General features: G+C 69.5%; 17 protein-coding genes. 6 read left to right on the top strand and 11 right to left on the bottom strand.

Annotation, left to right across the window (positions count from 1 at the left end):
- Window positions 1-122 precede the first annotated feature (122 nt).
- Window positions 123-1,166, bottom strand: coding sequence for a pseudaminic acid synthase (pseI, locus tag AB0J09_RS00005; RefSeq protein WP_360682721.1), 1,044 nt, complete (start codon window positions 1,164-1,166; stop codon window positions 123-125).
- Entirely contained in the window at window positions 1,163-1,654 is a 492-nt protein-coding gene (locus AB0J09_RS00010) for a GNAT family N-acetyltransferase (RefSeq protein WP_360682723.1), read from the bottom strand. Before AB0J09_RS00010 ends, pseI begins: the two co-directional genes overlap by 4 nt.
- Window positions 1,655-1,801: 147 nt before the next feature.
- Between AB0J09_RS00010 and AB0J09_RS00015 the strand changes: the two genes are divergently transcribed.
- Genes AB0J09_RS00015 through AB0J09_RS00025 form a run of 3 tightly spaced genes read left to right on the top strand, consistent with a single transcriptional unit; the run spans window position 1,802 to window position 5,173 of the window.
- Window positions 1,802-3,247: a glycosyltransferase family 2 protein gene (locus AB0J09_RS00015; RefSeq protein ID WP_360682725.1), complete on the top strand. Its 1,446-nt coding sequence runs from the start codon at window positions 1,802-1,804 to the stop codon at window positions 3,245-3,247.
- Between the two features lie 48 nt (window positions 3,248-3,295).
- Window positions 3,296-4,114, top strand: a complete 819-nt coding sequence (locus tag AB0J09_RS00020) for a CDP-alcohol phosphatidyltransferase family protein (protein WP_360682727.1) — start codon at window positions 3,296-3,298, stop codon at window positions 4,112-4,114.
- A gap of 21 nt (window positions 4,115-4,135) precedes the next feature.
- Window positions 4,136-5,173 carry a sulfotransferase gene (locus tag AB0J09_RS00025; protein WP_360682729.1) on the top strand — a complete coding sequence of 346 codons (1,038 nt, stop codon included), beginning with the start codon at window positions 4,136-4,138 and terminating at the stop codon, window positions 5,171-5,173.
- Here the strand turns inward: AB0J09_RS00025 and AB0J09_RS00030 are convergent.
- The 8 genes from AB0J09_RS00030 to AB0J09_RS00065 form a co-directional block, all read right to left on the bottom strand.
- Window positions 5,170-6,192 carry a glycosyltransferase gene (locus AB0J09_RS00030; protein ID WP_360682731.1) on the bottom strand — a complete coding sequence of 341 codons (1,023 nt, stop codon included), beginning with the start codon at window positions 6,190-6,192 and terminating at the stop codon, window positions 5,170-5,172. The genes AB0J09_RS00025 and AB0J09_RS00030 overlap by 4 nt on opposite strands.
- Complete coding sequence (locus AB0J09_RS00035) at window positions 6,189-8,804, bottom strand: CDP-glycerol glycerophosphotransferase family protein (protein ID WP_360682733.1); 2,616 nt, start codon at window positions 8,802-8,804, stop codon at window positions 6,189-6,191. Before AB0J09_RS00035 ends, AB0J09_RS00030 begins: the two co-directional genes overlap by 4 nt.
- 92 nt (window positions 8,805-8,896) lie before the next feature.
- The gene (locus AB0J09_RS00040) at window positions 8,897-9,601 is read right to left on the bottom strand and encodes an SRPBCC family protein (RefSeq protein WP_360682735.1); all 705 of its coding nucleotides are present in this window, start codon (window positions 9,599-9,601) and stop codon (window positions 8,897-8,899) included.
- Window positions 9,602-9,678: 77 nt separating this feature from the next.
- Window positions 9,679-10,533 (bottom strand): xanthine dehydrogenase family protein subunit M, encoded by an 855-nt coding sequence (locus tag AB0J09_RS00045; RefSeq protein WP_360682737.1) that lies wholly within the window; start codon window positions 10,531-10,533, stop codon window positions 9,679-9,681.
- Window positions 10,530-12,944 (bottom strand): xanthine dehydrogenase family protein molybdopterin-binding subunit, encoded by a 2,415-nt coding sequence (locus AB0J09_RS00050; protein ID WP_360682739.1) that lies wholly within the window; start codon window positions 12,942-12,944, stop codon window positions 10,530-10,532. The genes AB0J09_RS00045 and AB0J09_RS00050 overlap by 4 nt, the downstream gene beginning before the upstream one ends.
- Complete coding sequence (locus AB0J09_RS00055; protein WP_360682741.1) at window positions 12,941-13,423, bottom strand: (2Fe-2S)-binding protein; 483 nt, start codon at window positions 13,421-13,423, stop codon at window positions 12,941-12,943. Before AB0J09_RS00055 ends, AB0J09_RS00050 begins: the two co-directional genes overlap by 4 nt.
- A gap of 71 nt (window positions 13,424-13,494) precedes the next feature.
- On the bottom strand, window positions 13,495-13,683 hold the full coding sequence (locus AB0J09_RS00060; protein ID WP_360682743.1) for a hypothetical protein: 189 nt from the start codon (window positions 13,681-13,683) through the stop codon (window positions 13,495-13,497).
- Window positions 13,684-13,797: 114 nt separating this feature from the next.
- The gene (locus tag AB0J09_RS00065; protein WP_360682745.1) at window positions 13,798-15,333 is read right to left on the bottom strand and encodes a PspC domain-containing protein; all 1,536 of its coding nucleotides are present in this window, start codon (window positions 15,331-15,333) and stop codon (window positions 13,798-13,800) included.
- A gap of 113 nt (window positions 15,334-15,446) precedes the next feature.
- Here AB0J09_RS00065 and AB0J09_RS00070 point away from each other — a divergent pair, with 113 nt between their 5' ends.
- From AB0J09_RS00070 to AB0J09_RS00080, 3 genes are all read left to right on the top strand, one after another.
- Window positions 15,447-16,655 carry a PspC domain-containing protein gene (locus AB0J09_RS00070; RefSeq protein ID WP_360682747.1) on the top strand — a complete coding sequence of 403 codons (1,209 nt, stop codon included), beginning with the start codon at window positions 15,447-15,449 and terminating at the stop codon, window positions 16,653-16,655.
- Window positions 16,652-17,284, top strand: coding sequence for a response regulator transcription factor (locus AB0J09_RS00075; protein ID WP_360682749.1), 633 nt, complete (start codon window positions 16,652-16,654; stop codon window positions 17,282-17,284). Before AB0J09_RS00070 ends, AB0J09_RS00075 begins: the two co-directional genes overlap by 4 nt.
- A 565-nt stretch (window positions 17,285-17,849) precedes the next feature.
- Entirely contained in the window at window positions 17,850-18,803 is a 954-nt protein-coding gene (locus AB0J09_RS00080) for a L,D-transpeptidase (protein ID WP_360682751.1), read from the top strand.
- A gap of 49 nt (window positions 18,804-18,852) precedes the next feature.
- Here the strand turns inward: AB0J09_RS00080 and pcrA are convergent, their stop codons facing one another.
- A complete protein-coding gene (gene pcrA, locus AB0J09_RS00085) occupies window positions 18,853-21,075 on the bottom strand; it encodes a DNA helicase PcrA (protein WP_360682955.1) in 2,223 nt (740 codons plus the stop codon).
- Between the last annotated feature and the right edge of the window lie 124 nt (window positions 21,076-21,199).

The following is a 21,199-nucleotide window of genomic DNA, read 5'->3' on the forward strand; positions in this document are numbered from 1 at the left end:
CGCCCAGGCCGTCGGAATGCTGGCCCGCCTGCTCACCGACCCCACCGCCAGAGAGGAGCACGGGCGGCGGGGCAGCGGCCTCGTGGACGGCAGAGGCAGGGAACGCGTCGCCGACGCCCTCCTCAGATCAGATCCCAGCTGAGCGGCGTGCCGAACGGCACATCGCGGGTGAAGCGCCGCCCCATCACCTCTCCGGCCGCGTCGGAGGGAAGGCCGCCCGCGGGCCGGATCGAGCGTACGTTCTCCGGGGTCACCGCCTCGCCCGTGCGCACGTCCCGCACCACGTAAAGGGATCGGCGGAACCGCAGCCCCTCCCGCTCGGACGGCCGCGGCCCGATGGCCACGCTCCCCAGCGACTGCCACGCCCGCCCGCTCTCCACCACGAGCGCCGCCAGCTCGGCGGGCTCCAGCGAGAAGGCCGAGTCCACCCCGCCCTCGGCGCGGGACAGGGTGACGTGCTTCTCGATCAGGCACGCCCCCAGCGCCACCGCCGCCAGCGGCACCCCGATGCCCGGGGTGTGGTCGGAGACCCCGGCCACCTCGCCCGTGAGCGCCGCCAGCAGCGGCAGCGACCGCAGGTTGCTCTCGGCAGGGGAGGCGGGGTAGGAGGCCGTGCAGGACAGCACGGCGAGCTCGGTGCAGCCCGCCTCGCGGGCGGCCCCCAGCGCGGCGTGGATCTCGCCGATCGACGCCATCCCCGTGGAGATGACGAGCGGCTTCCCGGTGGCGGCCGCGAGCCGGATCAGCGGCAGGTCCACGATCTCCGAAGAGGCGATCTTGTACGCGGGCACGCCCAGCTTCTCCAGGAACTCGACGGCCGTGGGATCGAAGGGCGAGGAGAACGCGATGAGCCCGTGCTCGCGGGCCCGCTCGAAGATCGGCTCGTGCCACTCCCATGGCGTGTGGGCGCGCTCGAAGAGCCGGTAGAGGGTCTCGCCGCCCCACAGCTCGTGTCCGTCGCCCATGCGGAACGCGGGCCCGTCGCAGTCGATGGTCAGCGTGTCGGGCCGGTACGTCTGCAGCTTCAGCGCGTGCGCCCCGCTCGCCGCCACCGCGTCCACGATGGCCAGCGCCTGATCCAGGCTCCCGTTGTGGTTGCCGGACATCTCGGCGACGACGAACGGCGGATGGTCCGCCCCGATCGCCCGCCCCGCGATGGAGATCATGTGTGCTCCTTCCTGAGCCGGATGGTCACAACGTCTCGCGGCACGCCGTCGACGTCCCGCAGGTAGGCCCCGACCTCCACGAACCCGAACCGCCTGTGCAGCCGCCTGACCGGCTCGTTGCAGGCCAGCACCTCGCCGCGCAGCGTCGTCAGCCCGAGCGGCCCGAAGGCGTACTCGATGGCCTCCTGCTCCAAGCCGATCCACGCCCGTAGCAGCGTGCCCGACTGCTCCAGCCCGTCCAGGTCGAGGTAGAAGCTCCAGGTGCCGCTCTCGGGCGACAGGCCCGAATAGGTCACCACGCCCGCGGCGGTCTCCTCGTGGTCGTAGATCAGCACCCGCTTGCGCGTGTCGGCGCGGGTGGCCTCCCACCAGCGGGCGTGCTCGTACTCGGAGATCTCGTGCGTGGTGAAGCTGGCCGCCCGCACGCGTGGATGGTTGCGCCATCGGCGCATGACCGGCAGATCGTCGTCCTGGACGCTTCTCAGCACTGCTCCCCCTACTGCTCGTGCTCACCTCATTGCTCAACGTAGCGGATTATGCGTCCGGTAAAGAGCTGATCAGGGCTGCGGAATCCGCCGGGCGGCCGGGGCATGCTGCCCCTGGAACCCGTCCCGAGAGCCAAGGAGCAAATCGGAATGATCCCCCTGCTCAGTGTGGTCGTCCCGGTCTACAACGTGGAGCCGTACATCACGGAATGCCTGAAGTCGCTGGCCGCGCAGACGCTGGACGACATCGAGGTCGTCCTGGTGGACGACGGTTCCTCCGACGGCAGCCGGCGCATCGCCGAGGACTTCGCCGCGATGGACGGCCGCTTCGTCCTCGTCGGCCAGCGGAACATGGGGCCGGGGCCGGCGCGCAACCTGGGGATCCGGCAGGCCCGCGGCATGTACCTCGCCTTCGCCGACAGCGACGACGTCGTGCCGCCCGAGGCGTACCGGCTGCTCGTCGGCGCGCTCGCGGAGACCGGCTCCGACCTCGCGTGCGGCGCGGTGGGGCGGCTCGTGGACGGCGTGCTGGAGGAGTCGATCCTGCACGAGAAGGCGTTCAGACGGCCGCAGCTGTGCACCCACATCACCGACAAACAGGTGCTCATCAGGGATCGCACGGTCTGGAACAAGGTCTACCGGCGCGACTTCTGGGAGCGCGGGGGCCTGGCGTTCTCCGCGGGGATCTACGAGGACGTGCCCGTCGCCATGCAGGCACACGTCCTGGCCACCAGCGTGGACATGATCGGCGACGTGGTCTACCACTGGCGCAAGCGCGACGCGGGAGAGGCCTCGATCACGCAGCGCCGGGCCGAGCTGTCCAACCTGTACGAGCGGCTGGCCGCCATCCGCGCGGTCCGCGCCTTCCTCGACGAGCGAGCGCCCGAGCTGCTCGACGGCTTCGACGCGCTGGTGCTGGAGAAGGACATCGTGTTCCTGTTCCAGGCTCTGGAGGAGTGCGAGGGGAGCGGGCCGCTGCTGGAGCTGGCCCACGCGTGGCTGGCCGAGTTGAGCCCGAAGTCGCTGGCCACCGCGCCGTCGCTGCGCCGCCTGGAGCTGCACCTGCTCAGGCACGGCATGGTGAGCGAGCTGTGTGAGGTGCGTGAGTTCCGGCGTACCTGCGAGGACGGCACCCGCGTCGTGCCGCGTGGATGGCGCAACACCAACTGGTACGGCGACTACCCCTTCTTCCGCAAACGCCGCCGGCTCCGCATCCCCGACGAGGTGTTCGACGCCCGTGACGAGCTCAAGCTGATCGCCAGGGTCGAGGAGTGCGACTGGACCGGCGCCGAGTACCGCCTGCGCGGCGAGGTCGCGATCCACCGGGTCGACCGCAAGGTGGACAAGGTCAACCTGTGGCTCAGTGACGGCCGCCGCCGGGTGCCGCTGGAGGTGCGCCGCACGGGCCGCTACGGCATGGCAGCGGCCATCGACCCCGAGCGGCTCGAGGGAGGTGGGCCGAGCTGGCGCCTTCAGGTGCGCGCCGAGGCCCGCGGCCTCGTGCTCAAGGCCTGGGCCAGGGACGGCGACGCGAACTCCGCGTGGCGGTTCACCGTGCCGGGATGGTCAAGAAGCGGCATGGACATGCCCCAGTAGTTCCAGAGAGTAATCGCTCGGGCGCGTCGCGTCGTCATGCTGGAGTCCATGAGGACCTATTCGCTCGATGACGTCTACGAGACACGCAAGCGGAGAGACTCCTGGTGGACCGTGTATTTCGTGGACCCGGTCGCCTGCCGGGTCACCCTCCCCGTCGCCAACCACACCCAGCTGACGCCCAACGGTCTCACCGTTTTCTCGCTGGTCCTCGGCGCGGTGTCGGCCATCTCTTTCGCGACGAACCAGCTCATGGCGGGCGCCATCGTCTTCTATCTGAGCTTCATGATCGACTGCGTGGACGGCAAAATCGCCCGGCTCAAGGGCACGGGCACGCCGTTCGGCCTCTGGCTCGACTACGTGGGGGACCGGGTCAGGGTGGTCCTGTGTGCCGGAGGGCTGGCATACGGGCAGTACGCCCTCACATCGGATGTGCGCTACATCCTCCTCGGGGCGGCGGTGGCCGTGCTGGACCTGTTCAGGTACGTCAACGCCCCGCAGATGAAGCGCGTACGCGAGGCGGTCAGGGAGGAGCGAGGGGAGCGGGAGCCCGACGAGGACCTCATCGATCCCCTGGACCGGGTGTCGCTCGTCGAGAGGACTCGGCGGCCGCGCAGCTTCTCCAGGCGGTTCAACAGGTTCCTGGCCCGGCACCGGGTCCGCTCGCACCTGATCAGCGGCATCGAGTTCCACGCGGCGGTGTTCGTGGTCGCGCCCCTTGCGGGGGCATGGGCGCTGATCCCGCTCGCCGCGCTGGCGGGGGTGCTGCTGCTGGTCAACGAGATCTTCCTTGTCTACCGGATGTGGCGCTTCACACGCAGGCACGGCGTGCCCTCCTCTCAGGAGAGCCGAGAGCACGTTCTCGTCTAAGTTTTCGGGGGTTACTACGAAATGTCCGACCGGCCAGTCTTCGTCATTGGATGTCCGCGGTCCGGCACCACGATGCTCCAGCTCATGCTCCACTCGCACCCCCGCATGGCGGTGCCTCCGGAGACGCGCTTCCTCATTCCCGCTTATTACCGGCGCCGCACGTGGGGGGACCTGCGGATCGCCTCCCGCCGCCGCGCGCTGGCGCAGTGGATCGCGACCGACCGCAGCACGAAGTTCCGCGAGCTCAAGATCGACAAGGACGAGTTCGTCAGGCAGGTCGTGGAGGGTCCCGGTTCGCTGGGATCGGTGTTCGGGACGGCCTTCCGCATGTACGCCGACCGGTTCGACAAGGCCCGCTGGGGCGACAAGCGGCCCAGCTACGTCAAGCAGGTGGACCTGCTGCTCAGGCTCTTCCCCGACGCCCAGTTCATCCACCTCATCAGGGACGGCCGCGACTGCGTGGCCTCGCTGAAGGAGATGCCCTGGTACACGCTCGACTCCTTCCACGCCATCTCCACCTGGGCCGAGGCCATCGACGCGGGCGGCCGGCTCAGGCGGACGCTGAGCGAGGACACCTACTACGAGCTGCGCTACGAGGACCTCACCGACGACCCGTCGACCGAGCTGAAGAAGCTCTGCCACTTCCTGGACGAGGACTACTCGCCGGCGATGGTCTCCCCGCGTGAGGCGGCCAGCGTGGCGGTGCCGCAGCACAAGGTCTGGCACAGCAACACCCACGGCGAGGTCACCAGGAGCCGTGTCGGGAGCTGGGCCAAGCGGCTGGACGACTGGGAGATCGCGCTGGCAGAGCACATGCTCGGCGATCGCCTCGAGTCCATGGGGTACGAGCTGAGCGGCGCGCCCAAGCCGTCCAAGGAGCACGTGACGGCCGGCCAGAGGACGATGCAGAAGCGGAAGGCCAGCCGCATGCGCAAGCACGTGCGCGACCGGCTCAACCGGCTGCGCGAGCCCAGCCCCGTGGCCGCGATGCTCACCTCGGGCCAGCGGTCCCTGGCGGGCGTGCCCCAGCAGCGCACGGAGATGGCCGAGCCCGTCTAACGCTCGATGTGGGCGAAAAGCCGCTCCCAGCCATCCAGCACGTGGTCGAGGCGGAAAGCCTCGGCCCGTGCGCGCGCGTCGGTCCCCAGCCGCCGCCGCTCATCGGGGGAACCGGCCAGCTCGCCCAGCACGGCGCCGAACGCGTCCACATCCCCCGGCGGCACCAGCACGGGTCCTGCGCGGCGCACGCCGCCTGACACGTCGAACGCCACCGACGGCACTCCGTGTGCGGCCGACTCCAGCAGCACGATGGGCAGGCCCTCGTGCTCGCTGGTCAGGCCCAGGATGGACGCGTTCAGGTATTCGGCGGGCATCCGCGCCGCCGGCACCCGCCCCCTGAAGGCCACACGATCGCCGACGCCCTCCTCGCGCGCGTGCTCGCGCAGCCGCTCCAGCTCCGCGCCGTCGCCGATCAGGTGCAGCTCCCACGGCGGCGGCAGGCCCGAGCGGGCGAACGCGCTGATCAGCCGGTCGAACCGCTTGACCCCTTCCAAACGGCCCACGCCGAGCACGCGGGGCGCGGTGAGCGAGGAGAGCTGATCCGGCCAGTAGGGCAGGGGGTTGGGCAGCGTCCAGGTGTTGGGCAGCAGCGCGTGCTCGGAGAACAGCCGGGCGTCGTCCTCGCTGAGGAAGACCGCCTGGTCCAGCTGGAGGTAGTGGCGCCTGATCGAGGCGAGATGCCAGCAGCCGCGGGCGTGGTCGTACGAGCCGTGGTACTGCCCGATCGGCCGGAACCCCGGGGGCAGCAGCTCCGACAGCCGGGCCACCACGGACGGCGAGGTCATGACGGCGTAGCCGGGCTCGATGGCGCCGAGCAACCTCCTCAGCCGCCGCCCCGCCCCGATCACATAGCGGTGGTACAGCGGCCGGTCCACGTACCGGAACGGGGAGCGGGACCGCTCCAGCCCGATCACGTGCACCTCGTGCCCGCGCCCGGCCAGCCCCTGGGCGAGCGTGTGGGTCACCTGCTGGACGCCACCCAGGGTGTCGGCGTTCAAGCAGACGAAGACGACACTCACTGGAAGAAGTCCTCCACTATGCGCGCGGCCGCGTCGCCGCGCTCGTCGGCGCACCACAGGGCGCGGAAGGCCGCGTACCGTCCGGCGAAGGCCGCGTGGGCCTGGGGCAGCCGCCTGATCACGGCCACCAGCTCCTCGGTGGTCGTGACGCACGGGCCAGGTGCGATGGCGGGCAGGTCGTGGTAGACGCCGCGCTCCGACAGCCGGTAGTCGTCCCAGTCGTCGATGAAGAACACCATCGGCTTACCGATGATCGCGTAGTCGCACATCACCGACGAGTAGTCGGTCAGCAGCGCGTCCGAGGCCAGCATCAGGTCGTTGATCTCGGGATACGACCCGGCGTCCCGTACGAAGTGCTTGAGGTGCTCGGGCGGGCAGTAGCGCTCGATCGGATGCGTACGCAGCACCAGCACCCATTCGTCGGCCAGCTCGGCGGCCAGCAGCTCCAGATCGACCCGTACGGACTTGCCGCTGCCCTTCTCCCGGTCCCGGTAAGTGGGCGCGTAGAGCAGGATCTTCCGCCCACGCGGGATCTCCAACCGCTCCCGCACCTCCCCGACCGCCTCGCCCCTGACCAGCGCGTCGCAGCGGGGCGTCCCGCACCGGTAGACCTTGCCCGTGTACCCGTTGGAGGGCAGGAAGAGGCGCGAGAACTCCGCGCTCGGCGAGACCAGCGCGTCCCACCGCGCGACCGCGGCCCGCCACTGCGCGCGTGGCTGGTCGAAGTCGCTACGCAGGTCGGGCGCGTCGAACCCGATCGACTTGATGCCCTGCCCGTGCCAGGTCTGCAGGTAACGGGTGCCGCGCGGCTTCGGGTAGTCCAACGGGAAGCCGTGGCTGTCCACCCAGATCCCGGCCCTGGCCATCGTCCAGATGTAGGCCCAGCTTCCCCTGCGTACGAGCCGGGCGCCGGGCGGGAAGTTCCCGCGCCCCCTGGCCACCGACCAGACCACGTCGATCGGCAGATCGCACCGCCGCAGCTCGTCGTAGATGGCCCGCGGGCTGCCGCCGCAGCCCTTGCCGACGTCCGACTCGAACAGCGCGAGGTTCCGCCGCGGCGGCAGCACCTTGATGAGCAGCTTGTAGGCACGCAGCTTGTTCTCCGGCGTGCTGAGCCGCCTCACCAGCGCCCACGCGGCCCGCCACAAGATCGGCCGGGGGCCGGGCCGCACGCACAGGTAGGCGGCGTACCCCTCGACCGTCACCGTGCACCCGGGCAGCTCGATGGGCTTGGTACCCGGGTCGGCGATGAGCCGGTCCGTCGTGGTGTGCCCGTCGGACGTCCTGGTGAAGCCGATGCGCGGCTCGCACTTGCCTGTGGGCGTGAAGGTGACCTCGCTGACGTATCCGCCCGCGCCTGACGGCTCCGGTTTTATCGGGATTTTTCGGGTTCCGAGCTGCAGGAACGCCATCCAGTCCAGCGGCAGCGCCCCGAACGGGTCGTACGTACGCACGACCATCCGCACCCGCTCGCCGTCCGAGGAGAGGTCCGACACCTCGTGCCGCAGCCTGGACTCGGAGAAGGGCAGCTCGGCCAGGCGGAGCTTCGTGATGTCCATGCCGGACGAGACCGACGTCCCCCAGTACGTGTGCCCGTCGAGCTGCACGGCCGCCCGCGGCGCGGCCCTCACTCCGGTGAGCGAGCCCGCGGCCACGCGCAGCTCCTCGGGCCGGTCGTCGAGGATGAGCCGGCAGCAGACCCGGTCCAGCGGCTCGATCCCGTCCAGCAACCAGCCGGGGATCTCCTCCAGGTACGGCCGCACGACCGAGGCGAACTCCTTGACCCACACCAGATCCCGCGCGGGCAGTGGATTGAGGTAGACCCGCAGGTCCTGCCGGAGGAACCGGCGCTGCCTGTGCGGCACCAGGTCCTCGGCCCCGCGCTCCCGCAGTATGTCGTCGCTCAGCCGGGCCGCGACTACCCGCTGCCGCACGTTGTCCATGTCGCCGATGCGCTGCGAGATCGAGTCGTTCGTCGGTGCCCGGTGCCAGTGGTAGACCACCCACGGCACGATCGCGAACCTGCGCGAGACCGCGTACAGCTCGGCCGCGAAGACGTGGTCCTCGTAGAGGATGTCCTCGGGGAAGCGCACGGCGCGCTCCCGCAGCCGGCGCACGTCGTAGAGCTTGTTCGTGCTGAAGCAGTCCAGGAAGAGCTCGGGCTCCCGGCGGATCCCCTCCACGACCCGCCGTCCGGCGAAGAGCGAGGGATAGTACGGCTTCAACCGCCCGCTCGGCTCGAACAGCCGCGAGATCTGCCCCGACACGAACTCGGCCCCGGTCCGCTCGATCTCGGCGAGCAGGCTCTTGCACGCGTGCCTGGGCAGCTCGTCGTCGCTGTCGAGGAACATCACGTACGGCGAGGTCGCCGCGTCGATCCCGTCGTTCCTGGGCGCGCCGCAGCCCCCGCTGTTGACGGGCCTGCGCAGGTACCGCACCCGGCGATCGTGTTCCATGAGCCGGGCGGCCACGTCCGGAGTGCCGTCCGTGCTGGCGTCGTCGACGACGATCACCTCGAGGTCGCGCAGCGACTGGCCGAGCACGGAACGCACGGCCCTGGGCAGGCGGGCCGCGTCGTTGTACGAGATCACGACAACGGTGCAGTCCGGCATCTCAACCCCCCGCTGGTCCAATCACCTGCGGGAATGGCACTTCCCCCAGGCCGGGGGAAGTGTCCGGACTTGATGGAGTGTTTGCTGGAAAATCAGCGCATAAGCCGACGAATCACCCAAGCGATGACAAACAGGGCGGCTAGTGCGCCTGCGATGGGCGCCAGGCGCTTCAGCAGCGGCTGGCCCGCGATCTCCAGCAGGTCGAGTGCCTCCTCTTCAGGTGTGCGCGAGGTACGTGTCGTGCCCGCGGGCCGCGCTTCATGCTCGGGCGGCGCCGGCACCGCGCTCAGGTGCCGCTCCTCCTCGTGGCTCGGCGCGAGGGCGGGCGCCGGGACGGGCTCGACCGTGGGTTCGGAGAGCAGCTCGGCCAGGTTGGCCGCGAACTTGTCGATGAGCTTGCCGCCGACCTCGGCCATCACGCCGCGCCCGAACTGGGCCGGCCGCCCGGTCACGTTGAACGTCGTCTCCACGTTCACCGTCGTGGCTCCATCGCTCGGCGTCATCCGCGCCTTGACCGTGGCCGAGGCCGTGCCCGAGCCCCTGGCCTCCTTGCCCGACGCCTGGATGGTGAGCGAGTAGGAGTCCTTGTCCACGTCCTCGAACCTGGCCGAGCCCTTGTAGGTCACCACGATCGGGCCGACTTTGACCTTCATCCTGCCGGTGAACTCGTCGCCCTCGAAGATGTCCAGCGTCGCCCCCGGCAGGCACGGCGCGACCCGCTCGACGTCGAGCAGAACCGCCCACGCCTGCTCGATCGGGACTGGAACAGTGAACTCGTGCTCGAACCGCATCGCCATCGATACGCTCCTTCCCGGTGCTTGCGACACTACGTCTGGACGGGGGCGCCCCGGAAGAGGCGCCCCCTCTTACCGGCTCAAGGTGATCCGGCCGCCGTGCGTACCGCTCGGTGGGTCAGGACCTTGGCCAGGTGTCTTCGGTAGTCGGGCTGGGCGTGCAGGTCGGCCGCGGGTGAGGTGCCGGCCGCCGCCTCCTCGCACGCCTGGCGTACCTGGTCGCCCAGCTCCATGCCCTCCAGGGCGGACTCCGTGGCGCGGGCGCGCAGCGGAGTCGGGCCCATGTTCGTCAGCCCGATCCTGGCCTCGGCGATCGACCCGTTGGAGCGCTTGACGGCGGCGGCCACGCCGACGATGGCCCACGCCTGCGCGGTCCTGTGGAACTTCTCGTAGTGGAAGCCCCAGTCCGCGCCCAGCTTCGGGATCTTCACCCCGACCAGGATCTCGCCGGCGTCCAGGGACGACTCCAGGTAGTCGACGAAGAACTCCGCGGCCGGGATCTCCCGCTCGCCCTGCGCCGACCTGGCCACGAACACGCCGTCCAGCGCCAGCACCACGGCGGGCAGGTCGCCTGCCGGGTCCGCGTGGGCCAGCGAGCCGCCGAACGTGCCCCGGTGCCTGATCGCCGGATCCGCCACCGTGGCGGTGGCCAGCGCCACCAGCGGGCAGTCGGCGCGCACGACGCCGGAGCGCACGACCTCGTCGTGCGTGGTCATCGCGCCGATGAAGACGTGGTCGCCGCGGTCGTGCACGCCCTTCAGATCGGGCAGCCGGCCCACGTCGACCAGCGTCGACGGGTACGCCAGCCGCAACCGCAGCAGCGGCAGCAGCGACTGCCCGCCCGCCAGCACCTTGGCGTCCTCGTCGGAGGCGAGCGCCTGGCAGGCCTCGTCCAGCGATTCCGGACGCACGTAGTCGAACTGCGCGGGGATCATTGCCGTACTCCTTCCTGCGCCCGCTCTTTCAGGGCCCGCCAGACGCGTTCGGGCGTGCACGGCATCTCGACGTCGTGGATGCCGTGCGGGCGCAGGGCGTCCACGATGGCGTTCACGACGGCCGGGGTCGAGGCGATGGTGCCCGCCTCGCCCACACCCTTGGCGCCCAAGGGGTTGCTGGTCGCCGGGGACTCGGTCCTGTCGAGGTTGAACGTCGGCAGGTCCGCCGCCGACGGCAGCAGGTAGTCGGCCATCGTCGTGGTCAGCAGGTTGCCCTCGGCGTCGTAGACGGCCTCCTCGAACAGCGCCTGCGCGATGCCCTGCGCGATGCCGCCGTGCACCTGGCCCTCGACGATCAGCGGGTTGACGACCTTGCCGACGTCGTCCACGGCCACGTACAAGCGGATCTTGACCATGCCCGTCTCGGTGTCTACCTCCGCCGCGCACAGGTGGGTGCCGTGCGGGAAGGAGTAGTTCTCCGGGTCGAACGTGGCGTCGGAGTCGAGCCTCGCCTCCACGCCCTCCGGCAGGTCGTGGGCCGTGAACGCGGCGTAGGCCAGTTCCTGGATGGTCTTCTGCTGGTCCGTGCCCCGCACCTTGAACGCCCCAGCCCGGAACTCCAGGTCGTCGGGCGAGCACTCCAGCACGTGCGCGGCCAGCTTGCGGGCCTTCTCCTTGACCTTGTCGCAGGCCTTCACGATGGCCACGCCGCCGACGACCAGCGAGCGGGATCCATACGTGTCCATGCCCTTGTGCGCGATGGCCGTGTCGCCGTGCAGCACCGTGACGTCCTCGAACGGCACGCCGAGCGCGTCCGCCACGATCTGGCTCCACGACGTCACGTGCCCCTGCCCGTGCGGCGAGGTGCCGGTGATGACCTCGACCTTGCCGGTGGGCAGCATGCGCACCGCGCCGTGCTCCCAGCCGCCCGCGCCGTAGTTGGCCTCGCCCAGCATCCTCGACGGCGCCAGGCCGCACATCTCCGTGTACGTGCTGACCCCGATGCCGAGCTGCACCGGGTCGCCCCTGTCACGCCGGTCGGCCTGCTCCGCGCGGAGCTTGTCGTAGCCGAACAGCGCCAGTGCCTTCTCCGTGGCCGCCTCGTAGTTGCCCGAGTCGTACGTCAGGCCCGAGATCGTGGTGTACGGGAACTCGTCGTGCTTGATCCAGTTGCGCCTGCGCACCTCCACCGGGTCCATCTTCAGCTCGGCGGCCAGCTCGTCCATCACGCGCTCGATGCCGAACGTGGCCTCGGGACGCCCCGCGCCCCGGTAGGCATCCGTGGGCATCTTGGTGGTGAACACGCCCGTGCAGCCGAACTCGTACGCGTCCATCTTGTAGATCGCGTTGAACATCGACGCGCCGAGCATCGGGATGCCAGGTGTCACCAGCATCAGGTACGCGCCCATGTCGGCCAGTAGATCGACCTGGAGCCCGCGGATGTGCCCGTCGGCGTCGGCGGCCAGCCGGATGTGCTGGATCTGGTCGCGGCCGTGGTGCACGGTCAGGTTGCCCTCGGAGCGCGACTCGGTCCACTTGACCGGCTTGCCGAGCTTGCGTGCGAGCAGCAGGCAGAGCACCTCTTCCGCGGTGACCTGCAGCTTCGAGCCGAACCCGCCGCCCACGTCGGGGGCGATCACGCGGATCTTGTGCTCGGGGATGCCGGTCACCACCGCCAGCATGACCCGCAGGACGTGCGGGATCTGGGTGGACGACCAGATGGTGAACGCCTCGCCGTCGGTGTCGGCAAGCACCGCCCGCGGCTCCATCGCGCTGGGGATGAGCCGCTGCTGCCGGTACGTCCGGTCGATGACGACGGGAGCGTCCCTGAACGCGGCCTCGATGTCACCGGAGTTGATCTTGACGCTGAACGCCTTGTTGCCCGCCTCGTGCACCTTCGGGCTGCCGGCTGCCAGCGCCTCGTTCATGTCGAGGACCGCGGGCAACGGCTCGTACTCGACGTCGATCGCCTCGAGGGCGTCGGCCGCGCGATAACGGTCGGTCGCGACCACGCAGGCCACGGCCTCGCCGACGTACCGGACCTCGGACACCGCCATCGGCGGGTGGTCGGGGATGACGATGTCCTCGCTCACCGGCCACGCGCACGGCAGGCTGCCCTGCTCGGCGGCGAAGTCCTGCCCGCTGAACGCGGCCACGACCCCGGGCAGTTCGCGCGCCCCCGACACGTCGACCCTGGTGATCCTGGCGTGCGCCATCGGGCTGCGCAGGAACATCACGTGCAGGAGGCCCGGCCGGGAGAGGTTGTCCGTCCACTGGGTGCGACCCGTCAGCAGCCGCGCGTCCTCCTTGCGCCGACGCGGCCTGCCCACCTCGGACGTGCCCGCCGGCTCGCTGATCTGATCGCTCTGCGCTATCTGCTCGGCGACCATGCCGGCGTCTATCTCGCTCATGACGTGGTCACCCCCTGCCCCATCTCCTGCGCGCCTCGGCGTACGGCCTTGACGATGTTGCAGTAGCCGGTACAGCGGCAGAGATTGCCTTCCAGGCCCTCCCTGATCGCCTCCTCCGACGGCTCGGGATCGTCCCTGAGCAGGTCTATCGCTGCCATGACCATGCCGGGCGTGCAGTAGCCGCACTGCAGAGCGTGCTCTTCGTGGAACGCCCGCTGCATCGGGTGCATCGAGCCGTTGACGCCCAGGCCCTCGATCGTGACGACGTCGCAGCCGTCGGCCTGCACGGCGAGCACGGAGCAGCTCTTGACGCTCTTGCCGTCGAGCATGACTGTGCAGGCGCCGCAGTTGCTGGTGTCGCAGCCGACCGGTGTGCCGGTCTTGCCCAGCCGTTCTCGTAGTAGATGGACGAGAAGGAGCCGCGGCTCCACGTCCTCCTCGTACTTGATCCCGTCGACGGTGACGGTGATTCGGGGCATACGTCCTCCCTCAGGAGCAGGGGATTGGCGGACACACCCGAACCTACGCCGGTGTTTATCCCGGTCAAGGGTTACTTACCGCGGAACACCCTGGCGATGATCGCCACCAGCCCCGCGAACGCCAATCCCAGCACCAAGACCCCGATCAGAACCAGCCAATCCGTGATCGCGTGTGTCACAGTCAAGATGCCCAGAACAATGAACAGCACACCGCTGAGCAGGGCCATCCAGTCCGTCCTGTGCAGGCGCCCCCTGTTCATGGCCTCACTCCGTTCGGCGGCTCGGTCGCCCAGATGCCGCCGCCTTCCCCCGCTCTGGTCGCTTCGCTCCCGCCGCTCCTCCAGGCGACGGCGCTCCCTCGCAGGCGCTCTACCTCATGCGGCACGCCGCACCTCCATGTCGCCGACGCCGCCCCTCAGTTTGAGCACGATGGTGGAGACCTTGCCGTCCGGCTTGATCTCGGGCTCCAGGACCTTGTCGCAGCGTACGTCCACGCCGCCCTTGATCGAGTGGTCGAGCTTGATGTCGCCGACCTTGTTGGTGGCGTGCACCTCCACCCGTGCCGTGGGCGGCACGATCACCACCAGCTCGCCCATCGTCACCGACGCCTTGAACGACACCGTGGTCCCCGGGGCCAGCGCCATCTCGGACAGGTCCAGCTTGCCGTCGCCGACGCCGACGTCGTACAGCCTGCCCGCCTCTGCCACGCTCGTCGGAGCCCATTCCGAATCGCCCAGGTTCCGCGGCACGCCGCCGAGCAACAGGCCCAGGCCCACGATGACCGCGACCATGGTGCCCCAGGCCACCAGACCGGCGCCGCGCCCCCACCAGGCGGCGATCAACAGTCCGGCGCCGATCGTGATGAGCATGGCGCCGCCGACGATGGTCGGGCTCACTCCGGCGGCCGACCTGGCTTGGACCGCCACGACGATCCCTCCAATGATGAATGCCAGCAGGATGGTGATGCCGCCGATGAACGACCTCGGACGCGGCTTCCGCTCCGTCTTGGGGATCGGGCGGCCGTACAGGACGGGGTCGTATGGCGAGTAGCCGGCCCTTTTGGCCGGGTCGAGCGGCCGGAAGGGGCCGTTCGGCGCGAAGGGCTCGCCGTGCGAGGCGTAGTCGACTCGGGTCTTGGGCTGTGGCTGGTACGGCGGGACGGGATGCTGGGCGGTCGCCTTGGCGTCTTCGGCAGCTCTTGCTTCGGCGGCTCTTGCTTCGGCTGCGTGCGCCCGCTCGGTGGCCTCGTCCACCCGGGCCGGCGGCTCCTGAGTACGTTCCTCAACCGGCTCCTGGACCGGCTCCGGGACTGCGGTCTCCGGGACGGCGGCTTGGTGGACCGGCTCCGAGGCGGTGGGCTCCTTGACCGGCTCGGGTCCCTTGACCGGCGGCGCTGCCCAGGCAGAGGCACTGGGGGGAGAGGCACCGGGAGGAGCCGCACTGGCAGGGGTGCTGCGTCTCCTGCTCAGGCGTTCGGGCATCGAGCGGGCCAACCCCAGCAGGTCCACTCCACTCGAGTGCGCGGCGAGCAGGGAGACGGCGAGCAGGACGCCCACCACCAGCGAGCCGGTGCTGAGCCAGACCGTCGCCAGGTTGAGCGCGAGCCCGAACGCCAGCACCGCCGTCAGCAGCGCCATGACGGTCTCGGCGTCGAAGTCGCGGCGCGTCCACTGCTCGATGATCCCCGGCTTGCCGTTCGGCTCCTTCATCAGCAGGAACGCCGCGAGGTAGAGGAAAAGCCCGATGCCGGAGCCGACCATGAGCACGACGAAGCCCACGCGGAACACCACGGGGTCGATGCCGGTGTGCCGCCCGAGTCCGGCGCAGACGCCCATGAGGAAGCGCCCTTCGCTGCTGCGTCGCAGCGCCCGGGGCGGGGCGGCCGGTTCTCTGGGCGGAGCTTCTGTCATGGAACCATCGTGGACCTATGCGCGGTGTGCCCGCATCCGGGACACCCCTGACCCGACCCGGGGGTTGTTCCCTGATGCCCGCAGTGCCCCGGACATGTGACTATGGCCATGTTATGGCTGACCAGAAGACTCTCGCCGAGCCGACCGGCGACGCGCCTTACCGGCGCATGATGCGCCCAATGGAGGGCCGCCTGCTCGGCGGCGTCGCCCAAGGGCTTGCGGCACAGCTCTCGCTCGATCCCGTGGTGATCAGGCTGATGTTCGTGCTGCTCAGCGTGGTCGACGGGGTCGGCATGGTGGCGTACGCCGTGCTGTGGATGGTCACGCCGCGGCAGCCGCACCAGGGACAGCCGCCGCAGCGGGACTGGAGCCAGCTCGCGGCCTTCAGCGCGATCGGGGTGGCGCTGTTCGCGTTCGGTTGGCTCACGGGGGCCTCCAAGGGCGGGATCGGCATGTTGCCGTTCGCCGTGGGCGGCATCGGCGCGTTGATCCTCTGGCAGCAGGCCGACCCGGAACGCCGCAAGAACTGGGTACGTGGGGCCACCACGAGCATCAGGAAGAACCGGGTTCGCACGCTGCTCGGCGTGGCGCTCGTGGTGATCGGCGCGGCCGGCTTCCTGTACGTCCAGGGCGAACTGGCCCAGGCCAGGCCCGGTCTGCTGTTCACCGTCGTGGTGGTCGGCGGCCTGGCGGTCATCGCCGCACCCTGGCTCGCCGGTCTGTGGAAAGAGCTGCAGCTGGAGCGGCGCGAGCGCATCAGGCAGGAGGAGCGGGCCGAGGTGGCTGCCATGGTGCACGACTCGGTGCTGCACACGCTCACGCTCATCCAGCGCGTCGCCCACGACTCGCGCGAGGTCACCAGGCTGGCCCGCTCCCAGGAGCGCGAGCTGCGCAACTGGCTCTACCAGCCCGCCCAGGACGCCGACGCCACGGTGGCGGCCGCCGTACGCAGGATTGCGGCCGAGGAGGAGGACGCGCACGGGGTCCCCATCGAGGTCGTCTGTGTGGGCGACATCGCCCTCGACCCGGCGGGCAAGCTGGCCGCCACGCTCAAGGCGTCCCGGCAGGCGATGGTCAACGCGGCCAAATACTCTGAGAGTCCTTCCATTTCCGTCTATGCGGAAGTAGAGGGTGAAGAGGTCACGATTTTCGTGAAGGATCGGGGTAAGGGCTTCGACCTCGAGGCGGTGCCGCTCGACAGGATGGGCATCAGAGAGTCCATCATCGGGAGAATGGAGCGTCACGGGGGCGTGGCCAGGGTACGCACCTCGGTTGGCGAGGGCACGGAAGTGATGTTGACGATGAAGGTGGAGAAGGCATGACGCGCGTGTTGATCGTCGACGATCACCGGCTGTTCCGTTCGGGCGTACGCGCGGAGCTGGGCGACTCGATCGAGGTGGTCGGCGAGGCCGAGGACGTGGAGACGGCCGTCAAGGCGATCGCCGAGCACAAGCCCGACGTGGTCCTGCTGGACGTGCACATGCCCGGGGGCGGTGGCCAGGAGGTGCTGCGCCGCGTGCTGGGCTCGGGCTCCCAGGTGCGCTTCCTCGCCCTGTCGGTCTCGGACGCCGCCGAGGACGTCATCGGCGTGATCCGGGGCGGGGCGCGGGGGTACGTGACCAAGAACATCAGCGGCAAGGAGCTGACGGACGCCATCCGCCGGGTGGCCGAGGGCGACGCGGTCTTCTCACCGCGGCTGGCGGGGTTCGTCCTGGACGCGTTCGCCTCGTCGGAGGCGCCGTCCATCGATCCGGAGCTGGACTCGCTGACGCAGCGGGAACGCGAGGTGCTGCGGTTGATCGCGCGCGGGTACGCGTACAAGGAGATCGCCAAGGAGCTCTTCATCTCGGTCAAGACCGTGGAGACCCACGTCTCGTCGGTCCTTCGCAAGCTCCAGCTCTCCAACCGCCACGAACTCTCCCGCTGGGCCACCGCCCGCCGCCTGGTCTAACTCCCTTCCCACCTCACCCCGGCCCTCCCACCTCACCCCGGCCCTCCCACCTCCGCACCCTTGACGGCCGAGGCCGCCCTCGGCGAACGGGCCCATGAGCCCCCTGCGGCCCCGCCCCGCGCCGTGCGCCGTGCCGTGTCGCGCTCCGTGCCGCTCCGCGCTCCGCTCCCTGCGCTCGCGCTCTGGCCCGGAGATCGCGGCCTGCGCCCCTGCCCCGCACCGTGCCCCGTGCCGCCCCGCCCCGCCCCGCCCCGTGCCGTGCCGTGCGCTGTGCCCGCCCGCGCCGCGAGTTCCCGCCCGTGGTGCACCGTGCGGGGCGACGCTCCTCCGGTTACGCGCCTTAGCCCGTGCGCTGCGTCGACATGCGGCGTGCCGCGCGCCCGCATGGTGCGTGCCGCGTTGCCACCGTGGCGTGGCGGGTGGTGCGGCCGTTTCCCCTGAGGGTGGTTGGTCATCCGTGAGGAGGTTGGACCGTTACGGGATAGTTATCACTGATCCGCCTACAAATCTCCCGTCTCAGTTGTCACACATAAAGGAGAAAAACACATAGTCCAGGAGTGCCCCTTTGAATCGCGTCCCCCGGATGCTGCCGGCCCTGGTCGCATTGGCCGCTTTGACGGCCTGTGCGGCGGAGAGCGTCCACGTCCCGCAAGCGCAAGCCCCGGCGGTGAGAGCCGTCGGTGCGGCAGGCGTCACGGCGCCGGTGAAGAAGGTCACGCTTGATATTGACGACATAACCCCGATGGGGGAGAAGTCCGAGAAGGTAGGCGTCGGCTTCCCGATCATCGTCACGTTCGACCGCGACGTCAAAGACAAGGCGGCCGTGGAGGAACTGCTGGAGGTGCAGGCGGACAAGCCGGTCGAGGGCGCCTGGCGCTGGGTGTCGGCGCGCAAGGTCATCTACCGGACGAAGACGTACTGGAAGCCTCACCAGAAGGTGCTCTTCACCGCCCACCTGTCGCAGCTCCCCGGCAACACCGGCGCCAAGGACGTCTCCCGCCGCTTCGCCGTGGGCACGCAGAACATCTCCGTGGTCAACGCCGGCAAGCACCAGATGAGGGTGTACCGCGACGGCAAGCTGACCAAGAAGATCCCGATCAGCGCCGGCCGGGGCGGGCTGATGAGGAACGGCGTGGACGTCTACCTCACCACCAGCGGCGTCCACCTCACCATGGGCAAGAAGGCCATGGAGACCATGACCTCCTCCTGGATGGGCGTGACGGACCCGAAGGACCCGCGCTACTACAAGGAGGAGATCCCGTGGGCGGTCCGCATCTCCGACAGCGGTGAGTACGTTCACCAGAGCGCCGGCTACTACCAGTTCCTCGGCCGCTCCAACCAGAGCCACGGCTGCGTACGCGCCACTCCTGCCGGCGCCAAGTGGTTCTACGGCATCGCCCAGCGCGGCGACGTCGTCAAGATCACCGGCACGAAGCGCAAGCTGCAGTGGAACAACGGCTGGAGCTACTGGCAGCTCAACTGGACCCAGTGGAAGAAGGGCAGCGCCCTGAAGAGCTGATCCCGCCGGACCCCGCCCTCTCCTATCGGGGAGGGCGGAGCATGACAGGTCAGAGCTTCTCGAGCGGGGCGTACGCCAGCAGCAGCGTCTTTTCCCCGCCGCTGCCAAAGTCGATCTTCACCTTGGTCTTCTCCGCCACCCCGTCCACGGACACCACCGTGCCCAGCCCGAACGCGTCGTGCGTCACCCGGTCACCAGGCGCCAGCGAGGGCACCTTGCGCCCGCCGCTCTTGGCGGGTGCGGGGCGGGCGGCGGGCTCCCGGCGGGTGGCCGCGCTCCAGGCGGACTTCTCCGGGTCCGTACGCCAGTCGATGAGCTGCACCGGCACCTCGTTCACGAACCGCGAGGCCGGGTTGAACGACGGCGCCCCCCACGAGCTGCGTACGGCCGCCCGCGTGATGTAGAGCCGCTGCTGCGCCCGGGTGATCCCGACGTACGCCAGCCGCCGCTCCTCCTCCAGCTCCTTGGGCTCCCCGAGCGACCGGATGTGCGGGAACACCCCGTCCTCCATGGCCGTCAGGAAGACGACCGGGAACTCCAGCCCCTTGGCCGTGTGCAGGGTCATCAGGGTGACGACCCCCTGCCCCCCGTCCGCCTCGGGGATCTGGTCGGCATCGGCCACAAGCGACACCTGCTCCAGGAACTCCACGAGCGTCCCCTCCGGATTGGCCTCCTCGAACTCGGAGGCGACGGAGATGAGCTCGTTGAGGTTTTCCAGACGCGACTCGTCCTGCGGATCCTCCGACGCCTCCAGCTCGGCGCGGTAGCCGGTGGCCACCAGCACCTCCTCGGCCAGCGCCGACGGCGGCATGCCCTCGCCCTTGGCGATGAGCTCCTCGAGCATCGCGACGAACTCGCGTACCGCGTTGAGCGAGCGCGTGGCCATCCCGTACGCCTCGTCGGCCCGGCGCAGCGCGTCCCAGAACGAGATGCGCTCGCGGGACGACAGGGCCTCGATCATCGCCTCGGCGCGGTCGCCGATGCCGCGCTTGGGCACGTTCAGGATGCGCCGCAGCGACACCACGTCGGCCGGGTTGGCGAGCACGCGCAGGTAGGCAAGCAGGTCCTTGACCTCCTTGCGCTCGTAGAAGCGCACGCCCCCGACCACCTTGTACGGCAGCCCGGTGCGGATGAAGATCTCCTCGAACACACGGGAGGCGGCGTTGGTGCGGTAGAAGACGGCGACCTCGCCTGGCTTGACGCCTTCCTCGTCGCTGAGCCGGTCGACCTCCTGGGCCACGAACATGGCCTCGTCGTGCTCGTTGTCGGCGACGTACCCGACGATCTTGGGACCGTCGCCCTGGTCGGACCAGAGGTTCTTGGGCTTGCGCGACTCGTTGCGGGCGATGACCGCGTTGGCGGCGGCCAGGATGTTCTGGGTGGAGCGGTAGTTCTGCTCCAGCAGGATCGTCCGTGCATCCGGATAGTCGCGCTCGAACTCCAGGATGTTGCGGATCGTCGCGCCGCGGAAGGCGTAAATGGACTGGTCGGCGTCGCCCACCACGCACAGCTCGGACATGCCGCCGCCCGACCGGACCAGCTCGCCGTCGGTCGTGCGCAGCTCGGGATGCCCGACCAGCTCCCTGATCAGGATGTATTGGGCGTGGTTGGTGTCCTGATATTCGTCCACCAGCACATGCCTGAACCGCATCCGGTAGTGCTCGGCCACCTCGGGGAAGAGCTGGAACAACGTCACCGTGTTCATGATGATGTCGTCGAAGTCCATCGCGCCGGCCTCGGTCAGCTTGAGCTGATAGGCCTTGTACGCCTGCGCGAGCGTCTTCTCCAGGTGCGAGCCCGCCTTGTCGAGGGCGGTCTCGTAGTCGATCAGCTCGTTCTTGAAGTTGCTGACCTGCGCCGAGAACGAGCGCGGCGGGTAGCGCTTGGGGTCGAGCTCCATCTCCCTGCAGACCATCGCCATCAGCCGCTGCGAGTCGGCCTGGTCGTAGATCGAGAAGCTCGACGGGAACCCCAGCCGCTTGGCCTCCCGCCGCAGGATGCGCATGCAGGCGCTGTGGAACGTCATCACCCACATCGCCTTGGACCGCGGGCCGACCAGCTTGTCGATGCGCTCCTTCATCTCGCGGGCGGCCTTGTTGGTGAACGTGATCGCCAGGATCTCGCCCGGATGCACGTCGCGCTCGGCCAGCAGGTACGCGATGCGATGCGTGAGCACCCGCGTCTTCCCGGATCCCGCCCCTGCCACGATGAGCAGCGGACTGCCATGATGGATCACGGCCTCGCGCTGCTGCGGGTTGAGGCCGTCGAGCAGGGGGTGGTCTACAGAGACTTGGGTGGGCACGTACCTAGGTTAAGACGCCCCACCGACAATCGTTGCCCGGAATGCCATCCGAGGGGCGCGCGGTTGTCCTTCATGGAACATCAGAAAGGGGAGC

The sequence above is a fragment of the Nonomuraea sp. NPDC049784 genome (assembly GCF_040659615.1).
GTDB lineage: Bacteria > Actinomycetota > Actinomycetes > Streptosporangiales > Streptosporangiaceae > Nonomuraea.

Excerpts from the sequence above, each read along its gene's own strand:
- pseI (WP_360682721.1), bottom strand. The coding sequence starts at position 1,166 with ATGATCTCCATCGCGGGGCGGGCGATCGGGGCGGACCATCCGCCGTTC.
- AB0J09_RS00015 (WP_360682725.1), top strand. The coding sequence starts at position 1,802 with ATGATCCCCCTGCTCAGTGTGGTCGTCCCGGTCTACAACGTGGAGCCG.
- AB0J09_RS00020 (WP_360682727.1), top strand. The coding sequence starts at position 3,296 with ATGAGGACCTATTCGCTCGATGACGTCTACGAGACACGCAAGCGGAGA.
- AB0J09_RS00025 (WP_360682729.1), top strand. The coding sequence starts at position 4,136 with ATGTCCGACCGGCCAGTCTTCGTCATTGGATGTCCGCGGTCCGGCACC.
- AB0J09_RS00035 (WP_360682733.1), bottom strand. The coding sequence starts at position 8,804 with ATGCCGGACTGCACCGTTGTCGTGATCTCGTACAACGACGCGGCCCGC.
- AB0J09_RS00040 (WP_360682735.1), bottom strand. The coding sequence starts at position 9,601 with ATGGCGATGCGGTTCGAGCACGAGTTCACTGTTCCAGTCCCGATCGAG.
- AB0J09_RS00045 (WP_360682737.1), bottom strand. The coding sequence starts at position 10,533 with ATGATCCCCGCGCAGTTCGACTACGTGCGTCCGGAATCGCTGGACGAG.
- AB0J09_RS00050 (WP_360682739.1), bottom strand. The coding sequence starts at position 12,944 with ATGAGCGAGATAGACGCCGGCATGGTCGCCGAGCAGATAGCGCAGAGC.
- AB0J09_RS00055 (WP_360682741.1), bottom strand. The coding sequence starts at position 13,423 with ATGCCCCGAATCACCGTCACCGTCGACGGGATCAAGTACGAGGAGGAC.
- AB0J09_RS00060 (WP_360682743.1), bottom strand. The coding sequence starts at position 13,683 with ATGAACAGGGGGCGCCTGCACAGGACGGACTGGATGGCCCTGCTCAGC.
- AB0J09_RS00065 (WP_360682745.1), bottom strand. The coding sequence starts at position 15,333 with ATGACAGAAGCTCCGCCCAGAGAACCGGCCGCCCCGCCCCGGGCGCTG.
- AB0J09_RS00070 (WP_360682747.1), top strand. The coding sequence starts at position 15,447 with ATGGCTGACCAGAAGACTCTCGCCGAGCCGACCGGCGACGCGCCTTAC.
- AB0J09_RS00075 (WP_360682749.1), top strand. The coding sequence starts at position 16,652 with ATGACGCGCGTGTTGATCGTCGACGATCACCGGCTGTTCCGTTCGGGC.